Origin of the sequence: Neoalteromonas arenosi (assembly GCF_030362855.1) — a bacterium.
Classification (GTDB): Bacteria; Pseudomonadota; Gammaproteobacteria; order Enterobacterales; family Alteromonadaceae; genus Alteromonas_E; species Alteromonas_E arenosi.
This window is the reverse complement of sequence record NZ_JAUCBP010000007.1, coordinates 237,900-262,756: the sequence shown is the minus strand read 5'-3', so window position 1 is coordinate 262,756 and position 24,857 is coordinate 237,900. Positions and strand designations below refer to the sequence as shown.

The 24,857-nt window shown below is 45.7% G+C and carries 19 protein-coding genes; 10 read left to right on the top strand and 9 right to left on the bottom strand.

Going from position 1 to position 24,857, the window contains the following annotated elements; genetic code table 11:
- Window positions 1-82: 82 nt before the first annotated feature.
- The 5 genes from QTP81_RS07620 to QTP81_RS07600 all read right to left on the bottom strand — a co-directional run bounded on the left by QTP81_RS07620 (window position 83) and on the right by QTP81_RS07600 (window position 7,543).
- A complete protein-coding gene (locus tag QTP81_RS07620; RefSeq protein ID WP_289364757.1) occupies window positions 83-244 on the bottom strand; it encodes a hypothetical protein in 162 nt (53 codons plus the stop codon).
- A 158-nt stretch (window positions 245-402) separates the two neighbouring features.
- Window positions 403-1,461 (bottom strand): CmpA/NrtA family ABC transporter substrate-binding protein, encoded by a 1,059-nt coding sequence (locus tag QTP81_RS07615; protein ID WP_289364756.1) that lies wholly within the window; start codon window positions 1,459-1,461, stop codon window positions 403-405.
- Window positions 1,462-2,019: 558 nt separating this feature from the next.
- Window positions 2,020-3,252, bottom strand: a complete 1,233-nt coding sequence (gene moeA, locus QTP81_RS07610; RefSeq protein ID WP_289364755.1) for a molybdopterin molybdotransferase MoeA — start codon at window positions 3,250-3,252, stop codon at window positions 2,020-2,022.
- 96 nt (window positions 3,253-3,348) lie between these two features.
- Window positions 3,349-6,450 carry an efflux RND transporter permease subunit gene (locus QTP81_RS07605; RefSeq protein WP_289365608.1) on the bottom strand — a complete coding sequence of 1,034 codons (3,102 nt, stop codon included), beginning with the start codon at window positions 6,448-6,450 and terminating at the stop codon, window positions 3,349-3,351.
- Entirely contained in the window at window positions 6,443-7,543 is a 1,101-nt protein-coding gene (locus QTP81_RS07600) for an efflux RND transporter periplasmic adaptor subunit (RefSeq protein WP_289364754.1), read from the bottom strand. The genes QTP81_RS07605 and QTP81_RS07600 overlap by 8 nt, the downstream gene beginning before the upstream one ends.
- 393 nt (window positions 7,544-7,936) lie before the next feature.
- Between QTP81_RS07600 and QTP81_RS07595 the strand changes: the two genes are divergently transcribed.
- The 8 genes from QTP81_RS07595 to QTP81_RS07560 all read left to right on the top strand — a co-directional run bounded on the left by QTP81_RS07595 (window position 7,937) and on the right by QTP81_RS07560 (window position 15,914).
- Complete coding sequence (locus QTP81_RS07595; protein ID WP_289364753.1) at window positions 7,937-8,359, top strand: hypothetical protein; 423 nt, start codon at window positions 7,937-7,939, stop codon at window positions 8,357-8,359.
- Between the two features lies 1 nt (window position 8,360).
- Entirely contained in the window at window positions 8,361-9,632 is a 1,272-nt protein-coding gene (locus QTP81_RS07590) for a tetratricopeptide repeat protein (protein ID WP_289364752.1), read from the top strand.
- Between the two features lie 139 nt (window positions 9,633-9,771).
- A complete protein-coding gene (locus QTP81_RS07585) occupies window positions 9,772-10,563 on the top strand; it encodes a hypothetical protein (protein WP_289364751.1) in 792 nt (263 codons plus the stop codon).
- Window positions 10,564-10,596: 33 nt separating this feature from the next.
- Window positions 10,597-11,394: a hypothetical protein gene (locus QTP81_RS07580; RefSeq protein WP_289364750.1), complete on the top strand. Its 798-nt coding sequence runs from the start codon at window positions 10,597-10,599 to the stop codon at window positions 11,392-11,394.
- 20 nt (window positions 11,395-11,414) lie between these two features.
- Window positions 11,415-11,843, top strand: coding sequence for a hypothetical protein (locus QTP81_RS07575; protein WP_289364749.1), 429 nt, complete (start codon window positions 11,415-11,417; stop codon window positions 11,841-11,843).
- A 51-nt stretch (window positions 11,844-11,894) separates the two neighbouring features.
- Window positions 11,895-13,238: an ABC transporter permease gene (locus QTP81_RS07570; protein WP_289364748.1), complete on the top strand. Its 1,344-nt coding sequence runs from the start codon at window positions 11,895-11,897 to the stop codon at window positions 13,236-13,238.
- A gap of 1 nt (window position 13,239) precedes the next feature.
- On the top strand, window positions 13,240-14,658 hold the full coding sequence (locus tag QTP81_RS07565; RefSeq protein WP_289364747.1) for an ATP-binding cassette domain-containing protein: 1,419 nt from the start codon (window positions 13,240-13,242) through the stop codon (window positions 14,656-14,658).
- 20 nt (window positions 14,659-14,678) lie between these two features.
- Window positions 14,679-15,914 (top strand): tellurite resistance TerB family protein, encoded by a 1,236-nt coding sequence (locus tag QTP81_RS07560; RefSeq protein ID WP_289364746.1) that lies wholly within the window; start codon window positions 14,679-14,681, stop codon window positions 15,912-15,914.
- 34 nt (window positions 15,915-15,948) lie between these two features.
- On the opposite strand, the gene QTP81_RS07555 is transcribed toward QTP81_RS07560, so the two are convergent.
- The 3 genes from QTP81_RS07555 to QTP81_RS07545 all read right to left on the bottom strand — a co-directional run bounded on the left by QTP81_RS07555 (window position 15,949) and on the right by QTP81_RS07545 (window position 18,430).
- Window positions 15,949-17,181, bottom strand: a complete 1,233-nt coding sequence (locus QTP81_RS07555) for a multifunctional CCA addition/repair protein (RefSeq protein WP_289364745.1) — start codon at window positions 17,179-17,181, stop codon at window positions 15,949-15,951.
- Window positions 17,182-17,287: 106 nt separating this feature from the next.
- On the bottom strand, window positions 17,288-17,722 hold the full coding sequence (locus QTP81_RS07550; RefSeq protein ID WP_289364744.1) for a hypothetical protein: 435 nt from the start codon (window positions 17,720-17,722) through the stop codon (window positions 17,288-17,290).
- A gap of 51 nt (window positions 17,723-17,773) precedes the next feature.
- Window positions 17,774-18,430, bottom strand: a complete 657-nt coding sequence (locus QTP81_RS07545) for a protein-tyrosine phosphatase family protein (protein ID WP_289364743.1) — start codon at window positions 18,428-18,430, stop codon at window positions 17,774-17,776.
- Window positions 18,431-18,621: 191 nt separating this feature from the next.
- Here QTP81_RS07545 and QTP81_RS07540 point away from each other — a divergent pair, with 191 nt between their 5' ends.
- A complete protein-coding gene (locus QTP81_RS07540) occupies window positions 18,622-20,250 on the top strand; it encodes an HAD family acid phosphatase (RefSeq protein ID WP_289364742.1) in 1,629 nt (542 codons plus the stop codon).
- 129 nt (window positions 20,251-20,379) lie between these two features.
- Complete coding sequence (locus QTP81_RS07535) at window positions 20,380-23,925, top strand: glycosyl hydrolase (RefSeq protein WP_289364741.1); 3,546 nt, start codon at window positions 20,380-20,382, stop codon at window positions 23,923-23,925.
- 73 nt (window positions 23,926-23,998) lie between these two features.
- Here the strand turns inward: QTP81_RS07535 and QTP81_RS07530 are convergent, their stop codons facing one another.
- The gene (locus tag QTP81_RS07530; RefSeq protein ID WP_289364740.1) at window positions 23,999-24,709 is read right to left on the bottom strand and encodes a hypothetical protein; all 711 of its coding nucleotides are present in this window, start codon (window positions 24,707-24,709) and stop codon (window positions 23,999-24,001) included.
- Window positions 24,710-24,857: the final 148 nt, after the last annotated feature.

Genomic DNA, 24,857 nt, shown 5'->3' with positions numbered 1-24,857 from the left:
AAGTTTGCTTTCTGCTGCGTTTGGTTGAGTAATATATGGAATGGTAGGTTTGGTGGCTGCACGCTATTTAAAAAAAACCCACTTAGACATCCGGACACATAGCGCCTAAGTGGGTGACATTGCCTTTCCAAAGTCGAGTAGCAATACTCTCAAATGGATACTTGTTATTTACAACATTGCTGTCGTTGCGCACTTTGTTATCAGTCTCGATGGTTTGTTTTGGAACAACCGTTTTAAGAGACATAATTATTATTAGTGAAGCACGTAGCTATTAGCATCATAAATGCCAACATTAAATCTCCATATATTTCATAATGTTAGAGGTGGGCATTCACTGTAAAGTACGGTTGCACTGTCCATACTGGTGCGAGGTTGCACAGTTTGTGTGCTTAATTTGCCTGCTCACAAGCCTAGCATGGCTTCAGCATAGATATCCGCTCGAAACACTTGCCCTACTTTCAGCGAATCCACCTGCGCTTGAGATACTTGACCGGTAGTCAACATTTGCTGAAGCAACCAATCTCTACTGCTCTGCGTCGGGGAGTTTATATCAACGAATTTAGAATGAAATTGATTGTAGTCTGGCACTTCCCTAGGTGAGTGCTTTAAATCGATTAAGCAACTGCCGAGTAAGGAGGGAGCTACAACTTCTATGGGAGCATCTAAATACTTGCTCTGGCTCAATATACAAGCCGCTTCAAATCTGTTTGGTATGCTTGCTAACCATTGGCATGCTTGTTTCAATCCTCGGCAAATGGCATACACGGTTGCGGGATTGTGACGATAAAAACTCCCGAGCAAACCTAATACTTTCTCCGGTGATTCACGCCAAATATCATAGGATGTTAAAACTGTGGTACCTAGTCCTGCTCGAACAGCTTTTGCATTCCACGGACCTCCTGCGCAATAGCCATCAATTTCGCCATTGTGCAATGCACTTATCATGCTGTCAGAAGTAACAATCGTGAGATCAACATCAGACATTGAAACTCCCCCTGACTTTAACCATTCACACAATTGGTAGAAATGACAGCTGTATGGAAACACACTTGCAAATCTTAACTTAGACGCTCCTTTACGCTTACGACGCGTTATGACTTTTTCAAGCAAATAAGCAGCCATTGGTAAGTTTATGTCTTTAATGCTGTTAGCTGACTTAATTTCAGTGCACAGGTAGTTTGAAAGTGTGATGGCATTACCGTTGAGACTCAGAACCATAGGGGCTATCACATCTGTTGCTACAGTATCTAAGCCAAGTTGACTGGCAAAAGGTAAAGGTGCTAATACTTGCGCTGCATCTAAAACACCAGCATGTAATTTTTCGCGTAAAGTCGCCCAAGAGCGCTGTGCTTGCAAGTCAACATTAACGCCGTACTGTTGAAAAAAGCCAAGCTCTTTCGCGATCACCAAAGGCGCACAATCAGTTAAAGGAATATACCCAACAGTAGCTTGTAGACTCATGAGCTTTTCTCCTTCACCGACATATTAGTTACAAGGAAATAATAAATTTGGCGACGACTTCCATCTAAGCTCAGTATCAGAATAGAGCAATTATGGGACTGATTCATCAGCGTTCAATGCAAAACCACCTTGACAAGTAAACATTGAAGCAAAACACCTGCCAGCGTATCCCACAGCCTAACCTAATGTTTTCCTTTATAAAAACCAACTGTCTATGAAAGGCAAAATGCGCATCTTCGCATTTATGCACATCGATGGTGCGTTTACGCAAAAAAAACCCGCAACGTAGGTTTCCAAAAGAAACTTTAGTTACGGGCTTCATTGCTAATTTGCCGAATCACAGCACTGCGATCCAAGCATTTGATGTAGTTATAACGACGTTATAAGGTTCACTAGTCTATTTTTGAACGTCGCGTCTGATGATCGTTAATACAGGATTAGTGCCAACTATATTTATCAATATTTTCAATAGGTTAATAAATTCAAGCCTAGTCAACAATCCAGCGGTTGCACCAACTCAATGCAATTTGCATCTTCGCAGTGACAAAAGTCCGACACTTATTGAAGCAAATGATCAAACAACAAAAGGTTTACTTTCTCCCCCTCATCTACTGGGCCACGCTCCAGCTCTAAACAGGCAAAACAGTTACTGTGTGTAAACGATGACAACACACCAGAGGTTTGTTTACCTGCCGGTCTTACCAATAATTGCCCGGACTCATCTGTCCAACAATAGGCGCGTTGAAAGTCTAGTCGGCCCGGGCGCTTGCGAAAACGCTCTGCGGCTACTGCAGGTAACGCCAAGTCCTGCTTAGGCAATTCCCCAGATAGCATCCCTAGTGCTGCCTGAGCGACCTGTATAAAAGTCACTACTGCCGAGACCGGATTTCCGGGCAAACCAATAAAAATACTATTTGGTAAACGACCTAATGCTAGTGGTTTTCCAGGCTTAATTGCTAGTTTCCAAAATTCTACTTGGCCCATTTCCGCCAGTACGTCTTTGGTATAGTCAGCGTCTCCTACTGATACTCCACCAGAGCACAACACTAAATCTGCGCTCTCATCGGCTTTTGCAAAGGCGCTACGCAAAGCATCCATTTCATCTGGCACAATCCCCAAATCCATCACGTCATAATCCAATGCCTCTAGCATCGCTATTAGTGCGAATCTGTTTGAGTCATAGATGTGACCTTCTTTTAGCGGGTACCCGGGCAAAGTCAGCTCATCACCACTGGAAAAAATAGCTACTCTTAGTTGTCGCTTTACTGTTACTTGTGCAATGCCCAATGAAGCGAGCAAACCAATATCGATTGGCGCTATCTTCTTACCGGCAACAAGTATCGTACTGTGTTGCTTGATATCGTCTCCGACAGGTCGAACAGCTTCTTTAAATCGAACACTACCAGTCAATTGAATTGTATCGCCTTCGACGCTGACATTTTCTTGCATTACTACGGTATCGACGCCTGCTGGTAGTGCAGCTCCTGTCATTATCCGCACGCATTGCCGTGGCCCGACTTTGCCAGTAAAAGGTTCGCCCGCAAAACTTTTACCTATGACCTGAAGCGGTTCCCGATGCTCAACATCAGCAAATCGAATGGCATAACCATCCATCGCAGAATTGGCAAAAGGTGGTACGTTGATTGGCGATGCCACATCTAGTGCTGCAACTCGGCCTTTAGCCTCACTGATAGCTATGGTCTCAACGTCACTAATGGGCTCGATAACCTCAGCCATTTTTTCTAACGCTTCAGCGAGCGGTAGCCATTTCGGATTTTGTAGTTGTGTCAAAATGCAACTCTCAACAAAATTTTCGGCAAACTACCATGCTCGAGTAAGCATGCCAAGCTCAATCGCATCGGCGTATCGGTCAAGGCCCGAGAAGGCTTATACCTGAGTTTGCGCCGCTTTTAGTTCGTTATCTAGCTGCTTTGCTTCGTCAGCACGCGGTTTTGTAAATCGCGCTATTGCGTAGTACAAAACGGGTGTTAAGAACAAGGTAAAGACAACCGCTAAGCCAAGTCCACCAAACACTACCCAGCCAATCGCATTACGCGCCTCTGCACCTGCCCCGGTTGACAAAATCAGTGGTAAACCGCCAAGAATAGTTGACACTAAAGTCATCATTATAGGGCGCAAACGCACTTTACCCGCTTCAATAATAGCGGCTTTTAGCTCAGTGCCGCGGTCGCGCAGTTGATTGGCAAACTCAACCAACAATATAGAGTTCTTGGCGAGCAAACCAATCAACATAACCAAGCCAATCTGCGAATAGATATTTACCGACGTGTCAGTTAAATACAATGCGTATATTGCGGCAGCGATACCAAATGGCACAGTTAAAATCACGACCAAGGCACTATTAAAACTCTCAAACTGAGCCGCAAGAACTAGCATTACAATTAAAAAGGCTAGAACATAGGTCAGTAGTACTTGTTGATTGGTTTCTTCAAACGTCTGCGCTTCACCCAAAAAGACTAATCCTATGCCTGCGGGTAAATTCTCATTAGCCAAGTCTCGTATCGCAGTTACCGCTTGTTCAATGGTTACTTCTGGCGGCAAATCCATTTCAAGTTCGATCGCCCGGCGCTGAGCGTGACGCTCGAGCTCGGCAGCAACCCCTTCTTCGGTCACATAAGCGACGCTCGAAAGTGGCACCAATGAGCCATTGTCTGAACTGACATAAAGATTCAACAGATTTGCAGGATCGAGTGAATTGCGGTTTTCGGCCTGCAAAATAATAGGAATAGCTTGATCCCCTACATTTAAGTCGACGATATCATCGCCATTAATCGCAGCTCGCAATGCTTGGGATACATCATCTAACGCTACGCCAAGCTCTTCGGCTCGACGACGATCAATAACGACTCTCATCTGCGGTTGCGTGGGCTGGTAAGAGATATCAACTCGCCCGAGCTCAGGCAGTGTATCTTCAATTAACTTTGAAAACTCTAATGCCGCAGCATAGATATTGGCGTAGCTGTCACCAGTTAGCGCCATTTCCATGCCGCCACCGAAACCGCGTAAGTTTAAACTATTCCCCCCAAAAGCGCGCCCGGGCGCGCCGGCAACCTGACTTAATGCCGGTCTCAGCTCAGTAATAATCTCATTTTGAGAGCGCTCCCGTTCGCTCCAATTAACCAGTGGAACGGTAATAAACAAGATGTTTGGATCCCAGCGACCGACGACCGTATAAATTGACTCGATCTCACCTTGGCTTAAGCTCGGTAGCAAGATTTCTTCAGTTTTTGCTGCCTGGCGATCCATAAAGTTAACACCCGTTCCATCCGGTCCTCGTGCAAACACACGTATGACTCCGCGATCTTCAGCCGGCAACAGCTCATTTTCCAAGTTGGCATAAGTGAAATACGCACCGAGTGCAGTGAGTAGACATGCAATAACCACGACACTTGGGAACTTGAGTATGCCATACAATGACTTTTCATAGCCTCGGGCAAACCAACGGCCAATCAATGAAAGACGAGTATAGACAGCTGAAGGCTTCGTTCTGTGCCGCATTTTAGCGGTCATCGCGGGGACTAATGATAAGGCCACAAATGAAGAGATGATGACGCTACCAGCGAGGATGCCGCCGAACTCTCGAAACAAGCGACCTGCGGTAGACGGTAAAAAGGCTATGGGTACAAACACAGCAACCAGAACAGCGGTAGTTGCAACAACCGCAAAAAACACCTCTCGCGTTCCGATAACAGCAGCGGCTCTGGCTCCCATCCCCATTGCGCGTCGGCGTTGAATATTTTCTGACACCACAATTGCGTCATCGACGATTAATCCTGTCGCTAGAACCAAAGCCAGTAATGTCAGAATATTGATAGAAAAACCCAACATCCACAACAACGCAAGTGAGCCAATTAACGACACCGGAATGGCTAACGCAGGCACTAAGGTTGCTCTGAATCGACCTATAAATACCCACAAGGTGACAATCACTAGCGCGATAGTAAACATCAGTGATTGCAACACTTCATCAACCGAGTCACGAATAAACTCAGCATCATCCGAGGTAACAGTCAGTGCAAGCTCAGGGAAACGTTTGCCAAGCTGCTCGACCAGTTTCAATACCTCATCGGAAATCTCGATCGTATTGGAACGGGCTTGACGAATGACTCCTAACCCAATCACCGGCACACCATCTAGACGTACAATACTTTGAGAATCTGCAGGCCCAAAATAGACATTGGCGACATCTCCCACCCGCACATCGCCAGTGATTACGATATCACGCACATCTTGCTCACTAACCGAAGTTGCATCTGCTCGCACAATGAGTTGCTGATCGGAAGAGCGAATACTGCCAGCTGGCACATCAAACGGTGCGGTACTAAGTGCTGCGGCAACATCTGAAATAGACAGTTGGAAACTCGTCAAGCGCAGATTATCAACGCTAACGCGCAGCACGCGTTGGCGATCGCCATCGAGGCGCACATCGGCAACCCCAGGAATATTCAAAAACAACGGTGCAAGATCCGTTTCCACGATGTCTGTCAGCGTTTCCAAGTCGTAGCGATCGCTCGCAACTGCAATGTTGACCACGGACTGAGCATCATTATCGGCTTTAACAATGGCGACTTGTTCAACATCTTCTGGTAAGCGCCGCTGTATTCTGGCAACTGACTCTCGAGTCTCGTTAGCGGCGTCCTCAATGTCGACGCCAGGACGAAACTCTACCCTAATCCGCGTGTTGTTCTCTTCACTCTGCGCACGAATCGACTTGACCCCGCTGACACGCGCTACAGCGCCTTCCAAACGACTAGTCACTTCAGCATCGACAGTTTCAGGTGAAGCACCAGGGTAATTAGCCGTTACAGTTAGAATGGGACGGTCAACATCAGGTAACTCTCGGACTTCGAGTCCAAATACTGCCGCGATACCCGCAATGATGATCAGGAGATTTAACACCAACACGAGAACTGGGCGACGAACCGACAGTGACGGTAAATCGTCCTTGTAGCTCTGCTGATCATCCATTGGCGTTGGCTCCGCTGTCGTCTTGTTCGCGTTTAAGGGTTGCATTTTGGCTATTTTGAATACGCAATGATTGTCCTTCTCGCAGCCCCTGAATACCTTCCGTTATCAGCGTTTGTCCATCGCTTAGCGCACCGCTAACCAAGATTCTGCCCCGCAAGCGTTGTTCCACCTCAACAGACACGCGTTTAGCGCTATTATCCTGCGCTAACCAAACGTATGCACCGGTGACTCCCCATGATAATGCCGCTTCTGGAATTGAGACATAGCGATTGCCTCTCACATTAAGTGATACGCGGAAACTCATGCCGGGTCGAAACGTATCTGACGCATTATTAAGTAGCGCTCGAACGCGAATAGTACGGTCGCTAGTATCCACTCGCGTGTCAACCTCGGCAATTTGTGCGGTCAGCTGCAGCGCTCTATCTGTCCAAGGCTGTAATACCACTTCAGGTTGATTAATAAGGTAAGGAACCGCCATCTCAGGGGCCACGAAATTGACGAACAATTCGCTGCGATCGTCCAAGGTCGTAATAGGTGTCTGCGGTGTAATACGGTCACCCACTTCGATGTCTGTTAAACCCACAATACCAGCAAACGGCGCTCGCACTATACGATCGGCAAGATTTTCTTGTGCTTCTTGCAATGCCACTTCCGCTAATTGTTGCTGCGTCTCTGCAACTTCGACTTCACTCTGGGTAATTGCGCCCTTGGCAAGACTCTGCCGCGCTCTCGAGTAGTTTCGCTGTGCTTCTTTGAGCTGGATTTCGGCACGCTTGATAGCCACATTTTGCAAGCGGCTATCAAGTTCAAGTAGCTTTTGACCGGCGGACACTTTCTGACCCGGAACAAAGTAAACTGCAACTACTTCATCGGCGACACTGGGAAACAACGTAACAGAGCGCCTTGCTTGTGCAGAGCCAACGGCTTCAATTTGGGTGCGCTCAAACTCAAAACTCAAGGGTTCAACGACGACTAGTTTGGGCCGGTCAGCACCTTGCCACTGGGCTATGGACGGCGTTGCGGCAAATAGGCACAGCAGTCCGAGATATAAACTAAAGAATTTAATTCTACTCGTTTGGATATTGCTAAACATCGGTATCCAAGGATTGACTTTTCGGTAGAAATTAAACGTTTCAAACTGACAATTTGTTCACTTTTAACAGTAAACACTGCGTATGGACGCCAACTTTTCGTTACATTAGTGCTGGCAACTTAACGATGGCAGTGAACTGTATTAGATAAAAAAATCACGACTTGCGGTGCAAATAGCGCTACACAGATATCCCTGGGGTGCATCACAAACAGAGCGACGTTCAAAGACCGGCATTGAACGGTGAGTACCAGCTTTCCGTCATTTATTAGCGGCACTACTCTAAAAAAAACCTCAACTGTTCATTTTTTGCTCTATAGTAAACATAAAGAAAAAAGCGAAAGATAGGCTGTACCCACCTAACTTTGAGGCTTAACAACCCACGGAGAGACATCTATGGCGCATGGAGGTCACTGGGACGCGCACAAAATATCGGAGCGATATGAGCGCGTAAAAAACGATATCATCGCGATGAACTTACGCAATCAAAAGTTCTTGATTCGGTTTGTCTGTATTGCGATGTTCGTATTCATCACCGCTACTTTCTCAATCTTCTTTTGGCAAGGCTCTACAGAGCCCTGGTTGTTTGTTGTTCTTATCATACTGGTACTAATTACTGTTTTACTGGTGTTTTTAATTATTAACACGTCGGAAAAGTGCGTTTCAAAACTAACGATATGCTCAATAGTCGTTGATGATAAACAAGTGTTTCTAGAGAGCATCTCCGAAGTTAGCTGTGGCGGTGATGCAATAAAAACTTTCCTACAATTTTGTGACAAAACTACTGATATCGTAAAAGCGGCTAAAGGAACCGAATAAGATGCAAAAAGAACTAGAAGATGCGGTTGCCCATTTAGAAGAAAGCCAGCGCAAAGCGAAGTTTGCAATATTCTTTTGGCTTGCTGCGGTAGCGGTTATTGCCGCCGCGTTTTATTTTGCAGCACTGGAGTATTCGGAGAATAAAAAACAGCTTGAAGACGTGCAACAACTGGTCATTAGCATGGAACAAAACACGCTTGCGTTACAACAGGAGACTGAAAAGCTGCGTGCTGAAACAGAAATTTTGAAATCAGAAACTAAATCGTTCCGCATTCGGACTAATGCTGTACTCAATGATATCAGTGTGTTGCGCAATTCAATGGAAGCGCTAACTGAACGTACAGACCTTACCGAAAAAGCGCTTTACGTAGCTGAAAAATGGCTGCAAAAATCCCCCTTAACGAGCGAGGAGCAGCGCATCAAGGAAACCGCTGTCAGCAGTAATGAGGACAACTCTGTCATCACGCTGTTAAAAGGTATTCAATACCTAGACAAGGATGAGTACGATGCGGCCATCACCCAATTCAAAATCGCCCAGTCGGAACAACAAACTCAAGACTTGGCCACTTGGGGGTTGGCGCGAACATACCTTGATAGTAAGCAATTTGAGCTGGCTTTAAGCACGTTTAACAGTGCTATGAATAGCGCTGATGTCAGCATTCGCTTTGGCGTATTGGTCGACCGCGGCCTTACTTGGGTCCGTCTAACCGAGATAGAAAATAATCTCTACAATGCCTTGGCTGACTACAAAGCGGCTATCGCGATATATGAGAATGAGCTGCCCAAGGATGCTAAGTATCCCACGGTATTTCGTCGTCGAGGTTTGGTATTACTACGCATGGGTGAAGTCAAATTCGCCCGTCGCGACTTTGATCGGGCGGTAAACGTATCGGTAAATGATGAAGAAATAGCCTCTGCGCTGGAAAATATTGGTTTGATTTACCTCGAGGAGTCGAGCTGGAAGCAAGCGATCGAAAACTCTAGATTTGTCGCTGAAATTTATCCGAACAGCACGTGGAATTGGTCGGTACGGGCTATCGCCGCAGGTAAACTCAAGAATGAAAATATGCGCAAATGTTCTATTGGCCAATGGGTCGATAACGGCGGTAACCCGGACTCTTCTATGCGCCATTACGTTCGTCAGGATATTTGGCAGTATTTAACGACGCTATACAATACTGAAGTAGCAAATCGACAAGCTGCCGAAGGCGCTAGCGGTAGTAGTTTTTGTACTGATGACGCGGTTGCGGCGACCTTTGGTATGCTTAATTAGCAGGCTTATTCATGCAGTTAATCAATCACTTGCATTAGATGCTCGCTTTAGCTAAGTGAAAGTGTTGCAAGTTTGCAACTGGTTAAAAATCAACTAGTCTTAAACTCAGTTTTGAAGATTTTCAATAGGGAACGCTTACTTGATCAGTGCTGCAAATGGATGGAATCTGACCCCTTCTAGACACTCGTTGCGTATCAACTCAGATGCAAGCTGTGGCAATCTGTATGAAGCCTACGTTCGACAATACGCAGAGCTCGACTGCAATTATACCTTCACTATCACTCAAAGCTCTTTCTTGCAAAGCGGAGTAACTGTGGAGCTTCAGGTAGACTCAGATGAGTACGCTCCACTGATCGATAAAATACAGCACGTTGCCACCATAAAAAAGCTAATTCTTCTAACGCGTCTAATCCACCTATTGCAATATATGAAGGAACATCTAGAGGGCGTTTTAATTCATAGTATCGACAATGTTTTTGTCAATCGCTCCAATCATCTTCGTTTTATACCGGTGCCCCCCTCCCAATTTAAGTCCCCAGTGACAGAGCATGACACTTTAAAATCGATAGGATTCAGCTTGTTCAATCTCGCTGTTCCCACATCAAGTGAGACTGTGGGATTCGACCAACCTGATATTCCTCATGAGGTCGCCAATTACCTTCTTTGTCGTCTTAATAGTAGCCATCAAAAAATATCTGACGAACAAATGCGTCAGTTAGACGACTTTGTATTTTTTCAAGCGTGGATTTATTGCGATGCAGTTCGTGTCGCACTTGCTGATGACGAACTATCTCTGGTTGAAGTGAAGAATTTGAGAAAAATTTCTCGGCGTTTGGCATTGCGCGATGCGCAAGCTGAGCAACTTGAAAACATTGCGATGCTAAAACAGCAAAGCTTCGAAAACTTTCTGCGAAGTCAACAAGCAGAATAATTCTAAAACGCAATATCGTAGGGATTAATCACAATGATTAAAGATCTGATAAAACTGAAAATTTCGCCAGGAGTATTGGCTCTCACTACTATGCTGATAGCACCACCAGCGCTATCTCAGGACAATGAAACGGTGTTGGAATATTTGCCGTCCGTAAATGAACTTTATTCAATAGCCTCTAGGATGAATATAAATAATGGTTGGGCTAGTTCGATCGAAATAGAGAGCAAAAACTACGGCTCAATGAGCGGCGCTGAACGTGCTTTTGAAGTGGGCACTACACTATCTGATGTCGCGCTTGTTATTACTTCATTGGATGATGGTAAATCCCCTTCTGACGAAACTCTTGCAGAAGCAAGTTCCGCTATTTTGGCATTAGACAACAGTCCCGAGATGAAAGGTCGACTCGATCGGATGAAAAGACTTATTGAGTCGGATAAATTAGACACTCAAGCTTTGCAGCGTGAACTAGACAGCCTGACCAGTGAAGTGTTTCCTCGTCTCAGAGATAACCAAGACATTAAAGATGAAGCTAATCTAGCACTGGCCGCAGCGACCTTTAAGGTAATGTACTTGGGGGCTAAATCAGTCGCCGAGATCGATGAGCCAACGGCTCAGCAATTGGGCTTGTTTCGTTGGTCTACGATTACGAGTTACTTTGTTGACTACTTTACAAATAAAGCCAATGCTGAATTTGCAAAACAACCTCAGACCGCTGAATTAATCGCCTCTCTAAACGCTATCCAACCAATTCTAGCTAAAGCGCGTGGAGAGATAACGAAAGCCGATATCATCTTAATCCGCGACGCACTCGCAATTGTTTATAGTTAGAAGGAAAGGGAGAACAAATCATGTTAAAGAGATTTATTACAACCGCTTTATTCGCTGCGGCTATCAGCATGCCCTCTGCTTCTGTTATAGCGTCGGACGCTCAATCAATGGAGCGACTGCGCACCTTGGCAAATTTTATACAATACGAATACGGTGTCAGTTGTCGTGATAGAGCTCGAGGTGAGCGATTATCACAAGGCCAAAAATATACCTATTCAACAACGTTATACGAAGGCAACAAGTACTATATTTTTGCAGCTGGCGACTACTCTGTTGATGATTTGGACATCATCTTGTATGACGAAGACTGGAATGAAATTGACAAAGACACTCAGACTGATGCACTTCCAATCGTGGAGGTTACTCCAAGATGGACAGGTACTTTTTACGTTCGTGTAAAAATGTACTCGGGGTATGGTTATTCTAATTTTGCAGTTTGTTATCGATAGCATGAACGGGAATGCACGGATGCAGCCCAGCTGTTAAACTGGAGCTATGTGATGCTCAGATTTTTTCAATTTCACATCAACCAAATCAATGCCCAGCTGCAACGAAGCTTGCTTGGATTTGTGCGGAATAAAAGTGATCTTCGCATTTCTCTTGTCCAAGCGCCGCTATTAGCAATAGCGTTCTATTTGGTATTTACTGAGCATCAAGGCACATTCGCTCATTCAAGACATCTCTTTGAACTAGAGTCTTCTCAAACAGTATTATTTCTGAGTGTATTGTCTGCAGTTTGGTTTGGAACGTCTAAAGCGATGCTTGAGATACCAAGCTATTGGCGACTGTATCTTCAAGAGCGTATCAGTTTTTTACACGATTTCGATTTTGTGACTGCTCGATTTATTTATCTGGGTATGCTTGCGGTAATGCAATGTGTTTTGTTTGCCGTAGTGTTTCATTTACTGTTTATCATTCTTCCAACAGTCAATGCTCCAGAGGCATCTGGCTTAACCAGCAATGATGCAACAGAGCTTGGGTTATATGCCGTTCTGCGTCTGGATGTATTTATATTCATCATTAGTAATATGGTGTTAATCAGCCTTGCCAGCGTGGCGCTTGCATTAGCTATTTCAAGCTTCATGTCTACACCGTCGGCAGCGAGTGCATTTCTGCCGTTTTACCTCATTTTACAAATCTTACTATCAGGCTCGGTAATTAAACCGGCTGTTGAAATGAATAATCTTGTATACAACATTTCAAGTATTACTTCTTCGCGTTGGGGGTACGAGTTGATGACGAGTGATCTGAAGCGCGTCTTAGTTGATAGTGTCGCGATAGATACAAACAATAGCGCATTTGCACAAAATGGTAACAAGTTAACAGATGGTCTCACACAAGAGCTTTTGGAATATGACTATGCTCAGGTTAAGGTACCCGATGAAGCTTCATTCGAGTACTTACTCAGCGATAGTGTAATCTATCCCACCGCGAGTAAAGTTATCATCACACATCTTAGTAATAGCTTACGTTTCCGCCCTGAAAATCCTCTTTATAGAGATATTTTATCTGCACTACAGTCGACAGATAAAGCAAGAGCTGTCCAATTACTCGAGCAATTAGATGAGAGAACTACTACAAATATTGTAAGCAAAATTAATGAAAATTTTAGGCGAAATGTTGAGTCAATCGTCAAAGATGTCAAGCAAGGTCAACATCTCGCGGGAGTCAGGCTCGCTTTATGGCAAGACTTCTTAGCCAATGTTGAAGGCAGGCCTCTGTTGTTCACTCATTATCATTTGTGGAAATGTTATGTTGCATTGTTAGCTATTTGCATTTTAGGTCTCTTAATTACAAAAGTAGGTTTAATGATTACCTCTAAACGATTATCTGAAGGTTGCTAGCATGGGGGATTCGTTACCAGCAAGCTTTACTATAGGCAGTAGTGCTGAAAACTTATTTCAAATTGATCATCATCTGGTCGCAGAAAAGCATGTCTTAATTATGAAGCTAGATGATGGCTCTTTTTTGGTCCGCGATATCAGTCAGACAAGTATATTGTTAGTCAATCGACAAACTGTCTCGGTTGCTAGAGTCGATAAAACTCGAAAGTTGTGTTTAGGGTCTGAAAAAGTCAGCTTTTGTATAAAAGATATTGAAAAAGCGCTTGAGCAGGGTCGTAAAGATCTGACCTCCAATTTCTCAAAGAAAAATGTTCATTACTATAAACTCGAGCCGTCTAGAAGGTACAGTCTCGGAGCTAATCCTCAGTGCGATATCCAATTGAATTCCCCGACGCTTGATTGGCTGGCCGGCAGCATCAGCTTTGACAAGAGTTGGCAAATATCGATGAATGACCGGCCAAGCAAAACTTTGAGTGAAAAAACCATCCGCATTGACAGGTATGATTTCTCACTTGATGCCAGCAATAATGAACTCGAAGTGTGTGTCGCGGAAAATGACGTCTTGCAAACAAAAGCACTATCTGTCAAAACAGAGTCTGGCAGAAGCATCTTACATGACATCAATTTAAAGCTACATTCAGGTTCTTTTGTAGGAATTATTGGCCCAAGCGGTGCTGGTAAATCAACATTAATGAAGGTTTTATGCGGTTTAAAAGAACCAAGTGAGGGTAAACTCCATTTGAATGGTCGGTCATTGCTCAAGAACCAGACCTTAAGCCGGAAATTAAAATACGTACCACAGTTCGATGTTGTCCAAGACTACTTAACCGTACTCGAAAATATTGAGTACGCTAGTAAGCTACGGTTACCAATCTCATGGCCAAATGAAGCACTTACGAAACGTGCATTGGAAATTGTGCAAATGGTTGGCTTAACACACGTAGTAAACCACAGAGCCAATGTTATTAGTGGAGGCCAGCGCCAACGTGTAAACCTTGCGATGGAAATGGTACTGGAACCTAAGTTCTTATTTGCTGATGAATGTTGCTCTGGCCTTTCCGCAGGGGATACGAGCAAAATTATGCAGGTCTTTCGCACTCTAGCTGATAATGGCACGGGCGTAGTATTAACGATTCATACCCCTGATATTGAATCGTTGGCAATGATGGATTATTTATTGGTCTTGGACACCGGTGGTTATATGGCCTATTACGGTCCATCACAACCTGACGCGATCGAGTATTTCACAGAAAAACGTATTTCACCGCACCACTCTCCCAAGGTCATATTTGACATATTAGAGATGACCGACGAAAACGATATTTCGAAGCGATTGATTGAACCCCAGCAGTGGTATGAGCGGTTTAAATCATCTGAATATTATCAGCGATATGTTGAAAAAACCCATTCAAATCAATAACGATAAAAATAGGAAAAAGCATGAGCTACGCAGTATACAAACCTTCCGGCAAGATTGGCCCTAAATCATTTGTTGTCATTCCAGTTGCTATTGTTGGCGCCTTGTTAGTCAGTTGGCTTTATACCATGGCCTTATTCATTAACCCCATCATTTATCTAAGTTTAGTTATTTTCGCTGGCGCGAGTTTCGGTTTAGGCTGGTTGGCACGGCAAATGATAGTTATAGGACATGTCCGGAATATCGGTCTTAGCTTACTGATTGGTGCATTTTTAGGCATAAGTGTTACCTATATGTCGCACGCAGAACTCTATGCTGAATTATCTGATTACACTATTGCAGAGTTCGCCTTAAATCCCATCTTTTTGTGGGAGTCAGCCAATTACATCGCCGAGGTTGGTTACTTTGAAGTCAAAGGCTCTACCTTTGACGGAGGCATGCTATGGATCGCGTGGGGTTTAGAAGCTTTGGGTTTGATAGTGACACCGATTTACATGGCCTATACCTATTCTTCAAGTCGCGTCTATTGTGAAAACTGCAATAACTGGGCAGAGGAAGACAATAACTTGATGCTGTTCAATGCGGATGATGAAGCGGCTATGAAAAATCAATTTCTGCAAGGTGACTTAAGTTTTATCAAGGACGCTCTACCGGTTACCGCTCATGAGGTCAATCAGGCTGGAGAGCACTATTCAATTGATGAAGAGTGGTGTAAAAAATGTGGCCAAACACATGCTATTTCACTGCGTAAAAATATCCGTAAGATCGAAAAAGACAAGTTATCAATCGATCAGAAGACCCTGGTTGAAGACCTTGTTGTTGACCAAGCTATTCACGAGTTTGTGCAGGATTCAAGTAACGCGCCCAGCGTCGAAATTCCTGCCGAAATGGAAGTGAAACAAATTCTACTCACCATACTCGGTCATATGGCGAAAGCGGATGGTGTGGTTGAGCAAGAAGAAATAGATACTATCGCTGATTTGTGCGGCAAGGTCACGGGTGAAGACGTTGACACCCAAGCAGTACAAGCTGCAATAGAAGGACTTAGCTCGGACTTTAATATCTTAGATTTTGCGGCTAAAGCCAGTCACTACCTGAGTGACGAAGGCCGAGCGTTAGTGATTAAAACAGCCCTGATGGTCGCATGGGCTGATGGGCAAGCAGACGATTCAGAAGTTCAGGCTATCAATCAAATCGCTGCCGGGCTTGGTTTAACAGAGGCTCAATTTAAAGCCATTATCGATAGCATGCAGGAATAACAAAAGTCGATGCATAGTAGGTCAATCGGACCTACTATGCCTTTTGCTTTATGTACTGCCGGATCCAATCAATCTCAGATACCCGCACCGCTTCCCCAATTGCTGGGCCGGTTCGACCGCGGCTCAATGCCTCTTGCACCGCGGCTTTTTTATCAAAAGCCTTCATATCATTGACAAGAGTTCGAGCAAAGTCTGCTTGTTTATAAGGCTTTTCCCGCAGTGTTTCGCCACGACCTTGCGCATCACACTGGCAGGCTTGCACAAACTGCTCGAACCGTTCAGGATGCTCGAGTGCGTTCATTGAGGTAATGATTAACCGATGCAGTTTCTTCGGTGTTAATTCAAACATACGGTGCAGTCGGGTGTGATTTTCACTGGTGAGCATGCCTAACTGCTTATATCGGGTGGGTACCCGCCAACGCTCGCAAAACGCTTCAACCACAGATACACCGGCTTGTTCGTGGCCATGCAAATTTCCGTGCATTTGATAGGTAACTGGCTTACCGAAATCGTGAGTCAAACACGCAAATACCGTCTCGCGCGAAAACCCCAGTTCCGCAGCGCGACGCAGAGTCAGCATGGTATGGATAAATACATCGCCTTCCGGATGATATTGCTGTGGTTGCTCAACACCATGCATGACTTCAATCTCAGGAAATATGCCCAAGCCATCCAAGGTTTTAAAAAATAAGTCTGGATGAGGCTCGCCTAAGGCTTTTTCCATTTCTTTCCAAACGCGCTCTGCAACTAAGTGATCTAATTCACCGTCAATTTGCATTTGCTGCATTAATGCCAAGGTATCAGCATGGATGCTCCAGTCATCACCAAATCTAGCTAAAAAGCGTGCGACACGCAGCACTCGCACCGGATCTTCACAAAAGGCCTCGGTGGTGTGTCTGAGGACTTTGTTTGCCAAATCTTGCTGACCGTTAAATGGATCAACGATATTGCCGCTAGCGTCTTGAGCCATCGAGTTAATGGTTAGATCGCGCCGCGCTAAATCCTCTTCGAGAGTAACCGACTCACTCGCATCAACCACAAATCCGTGATAACCCCGACCACTTTTACGCTCAGTACGGGCAAGCGCATATTCATCTTTGGTTTCTGGATGCAAAAATACGGGAAAGTCAGCGCCGACGCTCTGGTAGCCGAGCTTTTTCATCTGCACAGGCGTCGCCCCTACCACAACGTAGTCTTTATCGTGGGCATCTTTGCCCATTAGTTGGTCGCGTACGGCACCGCCGACGAGGTATACGTTTAAACTCACTGGAGATTACTTAAGCTGATTTCAAAGAACAAAGAATACCATTGCTGCCCGATAAAAGTGCAGCACTAATCATAAAACCTTAGGGAAAAGTGTTGAATTTGCATAGTTAGTTATTTTGTTGATGCTCAAACACCCATTTCCCACCTAATTCGTGGTCTGTAATCACTATCTTGTCTGCTGATATTTCCCATTTAGGTCCAAGCTCACTCTGAGTGCGCAGATCGATATACAGATAAGGTACATTGTCTAGGTACCGTTCGCCGTTAAATAGCAGAGCGCGCTGGATACGAATGATTGTTGAGGTACCAACATCTCCGCTCGCATACACAACTGCGTGAAAGTTTTCATTCAATTGAATCGTTTCCAAATACCGCGGTGTGCCGACGTCAAAGTCAATAGGGTATTTCTCCGCCCCTTTCATCAGTGCAAAGCCTTCACCATCATTTACAACCTGCCAACCATGGTCTGATGCATGTAAAGGTTTGGTTAGAAATGTCAAAAAAATAAAAGTGAAAATCAAAATGTAAAGTTGTGTTCTCATCACTGGTCTCCATTCTGAAATACATCTGTCGCGATTGAGAGTAATATAAGTCTACCCACGTCCAAACCGCTCAGCCCAAGCAATTCGCTCAGCGCCAACCCCTTCAAAGGTTTCAGTGCGACACTCGCCAAGGGTTGCCATAGCTTTATCATGGGACTGCCCAATAAAACGCAGGAGCGCGTAGGCCATCATTCCGGTGCGATGAATGCCGGCAGCACAGTGCAGATAGATCCCGCCGCCTCTTTGTAAGACACTTTGGGCCGTTTCAAATAATCGACGCAACTCATTTTCACGGGCTTCTTCGGGCGGCACAGCTGACGCCATGGGAAACCACAACCAATCTAATCCGCGTGCCTGTGCCATACTGCCGATCACTTCGGCTTTTTCACTTTGCGCCTGCAACGTGAAAATATGGGTAACGCCATACCAATGCATTCGTTGAACAACTTTTTCTTTTGGACGTGGCCCAATCGCCAGCCGTCCATCCAGCACTTTAACCCAATGAATCGGATTAGCCGCAATGGCTTGCTGCGCTTTGCGCAACTCGCTCAAGGGTAAGCCAAGTTCGCGTTTACTCGCCGGATTGGTAGCCAACCATTGCTGCGTTTCCTGAATCAGCGCTGCAATTTCCTCTTCAAACTGATAAAGACTCGTTTGGTTCAGCAATGCAGTGATCTTTTGGCCAAGTTTGAGACTGTTCTCATCCATATCTTCCATCTTTTGCCTCTTTACGCTGATTAGGTAGGTTATGTTTATATCGCGGTGGAAAACCCCATGCAATAACCTCGGCAAAATCGAGCTAAATCGACGCCTTGTAATAATAGGATCACTTGCTTTTGGTCAGCGTAATATATAACTTAGCAGCACATTTTATTTCGTAATTAACATTGCTAATTTTTATGCCTAAACATCGTTTTCTAAAGCCGCTAGTCGCGGGTGTTTTGTCTATCAGCGCATTTGGTTGTCAAAGTGTTGCCAATGCGCCTGTTGCCGACGTCGTTGCACCAGTCAACATAGACTCTTCATTAACATTCGCAACGTGGAACGTTGAGCACCTTGCCTTCCCAATTACCGAAGGGTGTAAACCGCGCACAGACGCTGAGCTAGAGCAACTGCAAATTTATGCAAGTCGTTTGGACGCTGACATCATTGGCTTACAGGAAATTGGTTCTGCACAGGCGGCGCAATTATTATTCCCAGCAAGTGATTGGCAGATCATTATGTCAGGCCGTCCCGATAGTGATCCCTATACCTGTCGTCAGAATGGCTTTACCTCAACCCAGCAGAAAGTCGCCTATGCCGTGCGCAAAGGGTTAAATGTATTGAGTGTGGATTCGCTTGCAGATTTTGGGTTAGATTCGCGCGGCTTACGTCACGGTTTAGAAATAGTGGTAGAAACTGAACTTGGTCCGGTGGCCGTGTTAAACCTGCATATGAAAAGTGGTTGCTTCGTCGACAACTACTCTCGCGCAGATTCTGATTCGTGTAAAACGTTCGCGCGCCAAGCCCCCATTCTAGACGCTTGGATTGAGAGTAAAGAAAGCGCAGGTAAACCCTATGTTGTACTGGGTGATTTTAATCATCGCCTTTCTGCACCTTATAACCATTTGACGCGTGAGCTCACCACCAACTCTAATGGTTCAGCGTCGACCCTCAGTATCACCACGGCCGACATAATAAGTTGCCATCCCTACTACCCTGCGCCTATCGACCATTTACTGCTAGGTGGCGTAGAACATTCAGCGCTACAGACTCAAGTGACTGTGCATCCGTTTGACGACATGACGGTCGACAATATGCTTAGCGATCATTGTGCAATTACGCTCAGTTTAGATATGCAATCATTGCCGCTAACCAGTGCGGTAAAATGGCAAACAACGAGTAGTGAATACCAATTACTCACGCGTCGAACCTACCGACAGGCCGAGCAAGCACTAGCAACAAAAAGCTTACCTGAAGGCCCGTGGATAGTCGTCTTGGATGTCGACGAAACCGTATTAGACAACAGCCAATATCAGGTAGAGCTCGACCAATCAGGTGCCAGCTACTCGCCAGCAAGCTGGAACGATTGGGTGCAACGTGAAGAAGCGACGTTTGTACCAGGTGCGGCAGACTTTATTCGCGCAGTCTATGACCGCGGCGGTTCTGTAGCCTTAGTCACCAATAGAGAGCAATCTTTGGACGCTAACACATGGCGTAACCTTAAAGCTCTCGGTCTCGATGTTAACGTCAACAATACGTGCCTGATTGGGAAAGTGGAAGAAGACGAGTCAGCTATCAATCAAACCACGATTTTGAACGATAAAGATCGTCGTCGCCAAGCGCTATCCGCTGGCACAGCGAGTTGTTACTCACCCGATGGCAAACGCCATAGCAACTTCCCTGCAACCCAGATTATTATGCAAATAGGCGACAATATCGAAGACTTTACCGGTGTCCTTCAACACAGTGCAGATATCGATCTATTGCTAGACAATCACTCTGAAGAGTACTTCTTGTTGCCTAACCCAATGTATGGTTCTTGGTAGCAGAAGTATCGATTGAAAGTGCATTACAATCCGCTTTAGCAGCTATAGCGCCCACCCTAGCGCATTGAACTTGTGTTAACAGACTTTTAAGTGTCTGTTAGCACATTGTTTACAGTTTAGGGATTGTTTATGCGCCACCTGCTCGCGGCCTTTTGTGCCTCCATTGTTTTAACTGCATGTGGAGGTGGCGGCTCTGATAGTCCAGCACCGACGCCCAATCCGACACCAACGCCAGCTCCCGATACAACGGCCCCGGTTATAACGCTCAATGGCTCAGCCACTCTTAATCATGAACAAGGTACAACGTTTTCTGATCCTGGCGCTACTGCCAACGATGACATTGACGGTAACGTATCAGTAACGGTTACCGGTAGTGTAGGCACCTCTGCTGGAACTTATACCCTAACCTATTCAGCTAGCGATAGCGCAGGTAATTCAGCGTCGGTAGAGCGTACCGTAATCGTCGCCGATACAAGAGCGCCGGTAGTGACGTTATTAGGCGAACCAGTCGTCGCGCTGGAAATCGGTAGCGAATACGTCGAAGCCGGTGCAACTGCGCAAGACGTAGTTGATGGTGCCGTGGATGTTGTCATCACTGGTTCGGTTGATACGCAGACAGTCAATAATTACACGCTGAATTACACCGCAACTGACGCTGCCGGTAATAGCGCAACTGTAAATCGCCTCGTCCAAGTGCAAGACTCCAGCAACACAGAAAGTATCAGCGTGCTTAGTCAAGGCGCTGCCGTTGAGCCATGGGACGGTGGTCTAAACGCGTTTGACGAAGCGATTGGTTATTCCGAATGCAGTAATGATGGTGGCGCCGCATGCCCGAGCATTAGCTGGCAAACTGTTGACGATGCTGAACGCGGCGACGTGCTTGAAATTCAACACGCCGACAGCGGCTCATTTGCCGGATTCTTTGTAAAGTCTTCAACGCCTATTGATATGACAAACTATCGTCAAGGTGCGTTGTTATTTGACTTAAAAACCATCGCTGGTGATGGCATGTATACGATGAAGCTGGATTGCGTGTATCCATGTACGTCAGGCGATCAGCAAATTAATTTTGCAGTTGACGGCGAATGGACCGCTATCACAGTGCCTTTAGCTGACCTTGAACAAGCAGGTCTAAACTTAGCGCAAATCAACACAGGCATCGTTATCTGGGCCACAGCGCACACGAGTAACCAATTTAGAGTCGATAACGTGCGCTTTGAGACAAGTTACACCGGCGAGTCGTCGATTTCACCCGCCCCCCCACCGCCAAACGAGGTGGAGTACAACTTAACCCAACTTGGCGCGGCGAGTTATTCGGATACTATTAACCCCGCGAGTTACCGCTGCGTATTTGACTTTGGCAACTGGATTTACAGTGCGGGTGTTGTCGCCCCTGGTATTGCCGATTGTGATACATCTACCGGTACGCCTATTGGCGAGCCAACCCCACTGATTCCTCAAGTCGTTGGTGCAGCTGCAGAGCAACCCATGGCGGCTCACCGTTGGTGGGGCTCAGTAGCATTTATTGGTGAAATGGCTATCGGTGATCCAAACGGTGCAGGCTATATCACACCTGACCCCATTACCGCTCGCGTCAATAACACAGGCTTCAGAATGATGGGGATCCCTGGAGGCCTAAATGTTTATGGCATTGATTTCGGCTACCGTATCCCCGACCCATTTGCCGAAGTATTTGACGGTATTGCCATTGGCAACAGTAGCTTTAATGCGCTGCAAGCTTATGCTAAATCACACAGTGACGGCAGCGTCACCGTGGAATGGCAAAACAATGGTGAAGCCGTTATGGAGGCGACATTTGTCCACGGCTCTCCTTATGTGTTTGTCGATGTTTTCAATGGCGACTTACAACTTAAAACGCTGCGTGAAGACGGTGGTGAGAAAGGGGTGTTTTTCGAAGGTGACAACAGTCTAGGGATCTGGACTAGCGTTGCTGGCAACACAAATTATTTTCTCGTGACTGGCGATGGTGCTACAACCTTTAGCAATCCAAATAGCAATGTAATTGGCGTTTCAAACCCGACGAAGTCATACACTGTCGCTCTGCTGCCAACACAGTCTAATCCAGCGCAAGCAATGATTGATTTGTTTGAGCAACACGCACGCACAAAGATTGCCAGTGTGCGCGTCGAATACGCTGTTGATAGTGCTAGTCAAGCCGTTGATATCACCCAGAGTTACCTCGGTGCCAATGGCACTCCAGTGACCACGTTGGCAGGCCTACAACCTCTGCATTGGAAGCATATTACTTCGACGTTAAATGACTCGGGTTACCAAATTCGCAGTGCGCGTGGTATTACTAAGTTCGCTGCGCAAGATAGTTTCACCTATCGACTTCCGCATGTAGGAGTCCTACCAGCACTACCAACCTTTGGCGATGATATTGATGTTGCCACTGTTACCGCGCTAGTCGATGAGTTTTTGGCTGTACCAAGCGACCAATGGAATTCCCGTCGTGACACCTATTGGACAGGTAAAAACTATGGCAAAGTGTCTGAGCTCATTGCTATTACCGATGCCCTCAACTTAACCACCCGCAAGCAACAATTGCTCGACTGGCTAAAAGGGGAGCTTGAAGATTGGTTTACCGCCGAAACAGACGATAATCTCGATGTCGATAAATATTTTGCCTACGACGAGACTTGGAACACCCTACTCGGCATGGAAGAATCGTTCGCCTCGCACCAACAACTGAATGATCACCACTTTCACTACGGTTATTTTGTGCGCGCCGCTGCTGAGATATGCCGTCATGAGCCCACATGGTGCGGCGACGATCAATACGGCCAAATGGTCAAACTATTAATCCGAGACTACGCCGGTGACCGCGACGATCCCATGTTCCCTTACCTGCGTCACTTCGACCCTACCAATGGCTTTTCGTGGGCCTCTGGTAACGTCAATTTTGTTCGCGGCAATAACAATGAGTCGACATCAGAAGCCGCCAATGCCTATGGTGCAATGATCTTGTTTGGGTTGATCACCGGTGATGAGGCCATCAAAGAACGCGGTATTTATCTGCACGCATCAACCGCAGCAGCCTACTGGCAATACTGGAACAATATTGATGGCTATTTAGGCGGAAACGTTGAAAACGATAACTTCCCAGCTGGCTATGAACGTATTACTACATCCATTGTTTGGGGTGACGGAGCGGTATTCTCTACCTGGTTCAGTGGTGCTTACGCGCACATACTAGGGATCCAAGGTCTGCCTACCAACGCATTAAACCTCCACATAGGTGTGCATGCGGATTATCTCAGCGACTATGTAACATTGGGACTGGAAGAATCCAACAATGGCCGCCCGTCGGGTTTAATCGATGATCAATGGCGTGATATTTGGTGGAATATTTGGGCGATGACCGATGCGACAAGCAGCATTGAAGACTATGAAAGTGCTGCGCCGTATGAGCCAGAAGCCGGTGAAACCAAAGCTCATACCTACCATTGGATCCACACCTTCGAGCAGTTAGGTCAAATGGCAATGGGAACCGGCGCGCTAACCGCTGATTATCCTGCTGCGGTAGCATTTAACAATAACGGTGTAATGACCTACGTAGTGTATAACTATGGTGCGGCGCAGCGCACGGTGACTTTCAGTGATGGTGTTGAAGTTGTAGCTGAAGCCAACAGCTTTGCGATTACGCAACAGTGATGTAGCAAGAGTAACGGCTATAAAAAAAGCGGGGCTAACCCCGCTTTTTTGTACTTATAAATTAGCGTCTGATCTAGCTTTTTTTGCGACGCCAAACCAATATGGCAAGTGCAAACGCAAAAATACCCGCTGTTGCTGGTGCATTGGCATCAACGCGCAGTGATGTGTCTTCGAATTGAATTTCACTGACAAAAATCCAAGGACTCAGGCCAGTTAAACGCAACGTCAATGCACTGGTCATAATCGCATTGAAATCAATAACATAACGATTTGGACCACCGTTGGCTACATTGCCTAAGTTAAACGTTTGACCTAACTCGAAGATTTCCGCGGCTGCAGGTGCGGCAACACCACCAAAACCAAATGCACCAGGTTGCACCGCATTCGTTGCACGGTTAAATTCTGAATCATCAGCATATATGACCACTCGATCAATTCGCGTACCTGGGTCAAATGAAAAGGTAATTGTTGGGGCGGTATATAACCAACCTACATATAATCCGTTGATATCCGAGCCAATAGTGCCACACACTCCTGTACTCTCGGTGTTACACCACAGATCGTTGGCGATAACGCCATCGGTCAACTTACCAGTGCCACCCGACAAAAAACTACCGTTAAGTAGCGGATTACCGCTGCCGCTGTAATCATCGTCATGGTAGGTGTAACTTCCGGTGTTACCGTTGACCATGCTGTAGGCATTAACAGAAATTAATGCGGCATGTGCGACATTAGCCAAAGATAGCAAGCCGCTAATACATAAAAACAACACTACTTTTTTCATACTACTACTCACTTCTAACTTCTACATATTGAAATTTCGTTGTATTCACTTAAATTTCAAGCAAGATAAAAGCCAAATAAAAAGCATATATTTATCTGTTACTTACAATAACAAAAATCAGTATTGTAAAATAACCTGACACTTATCG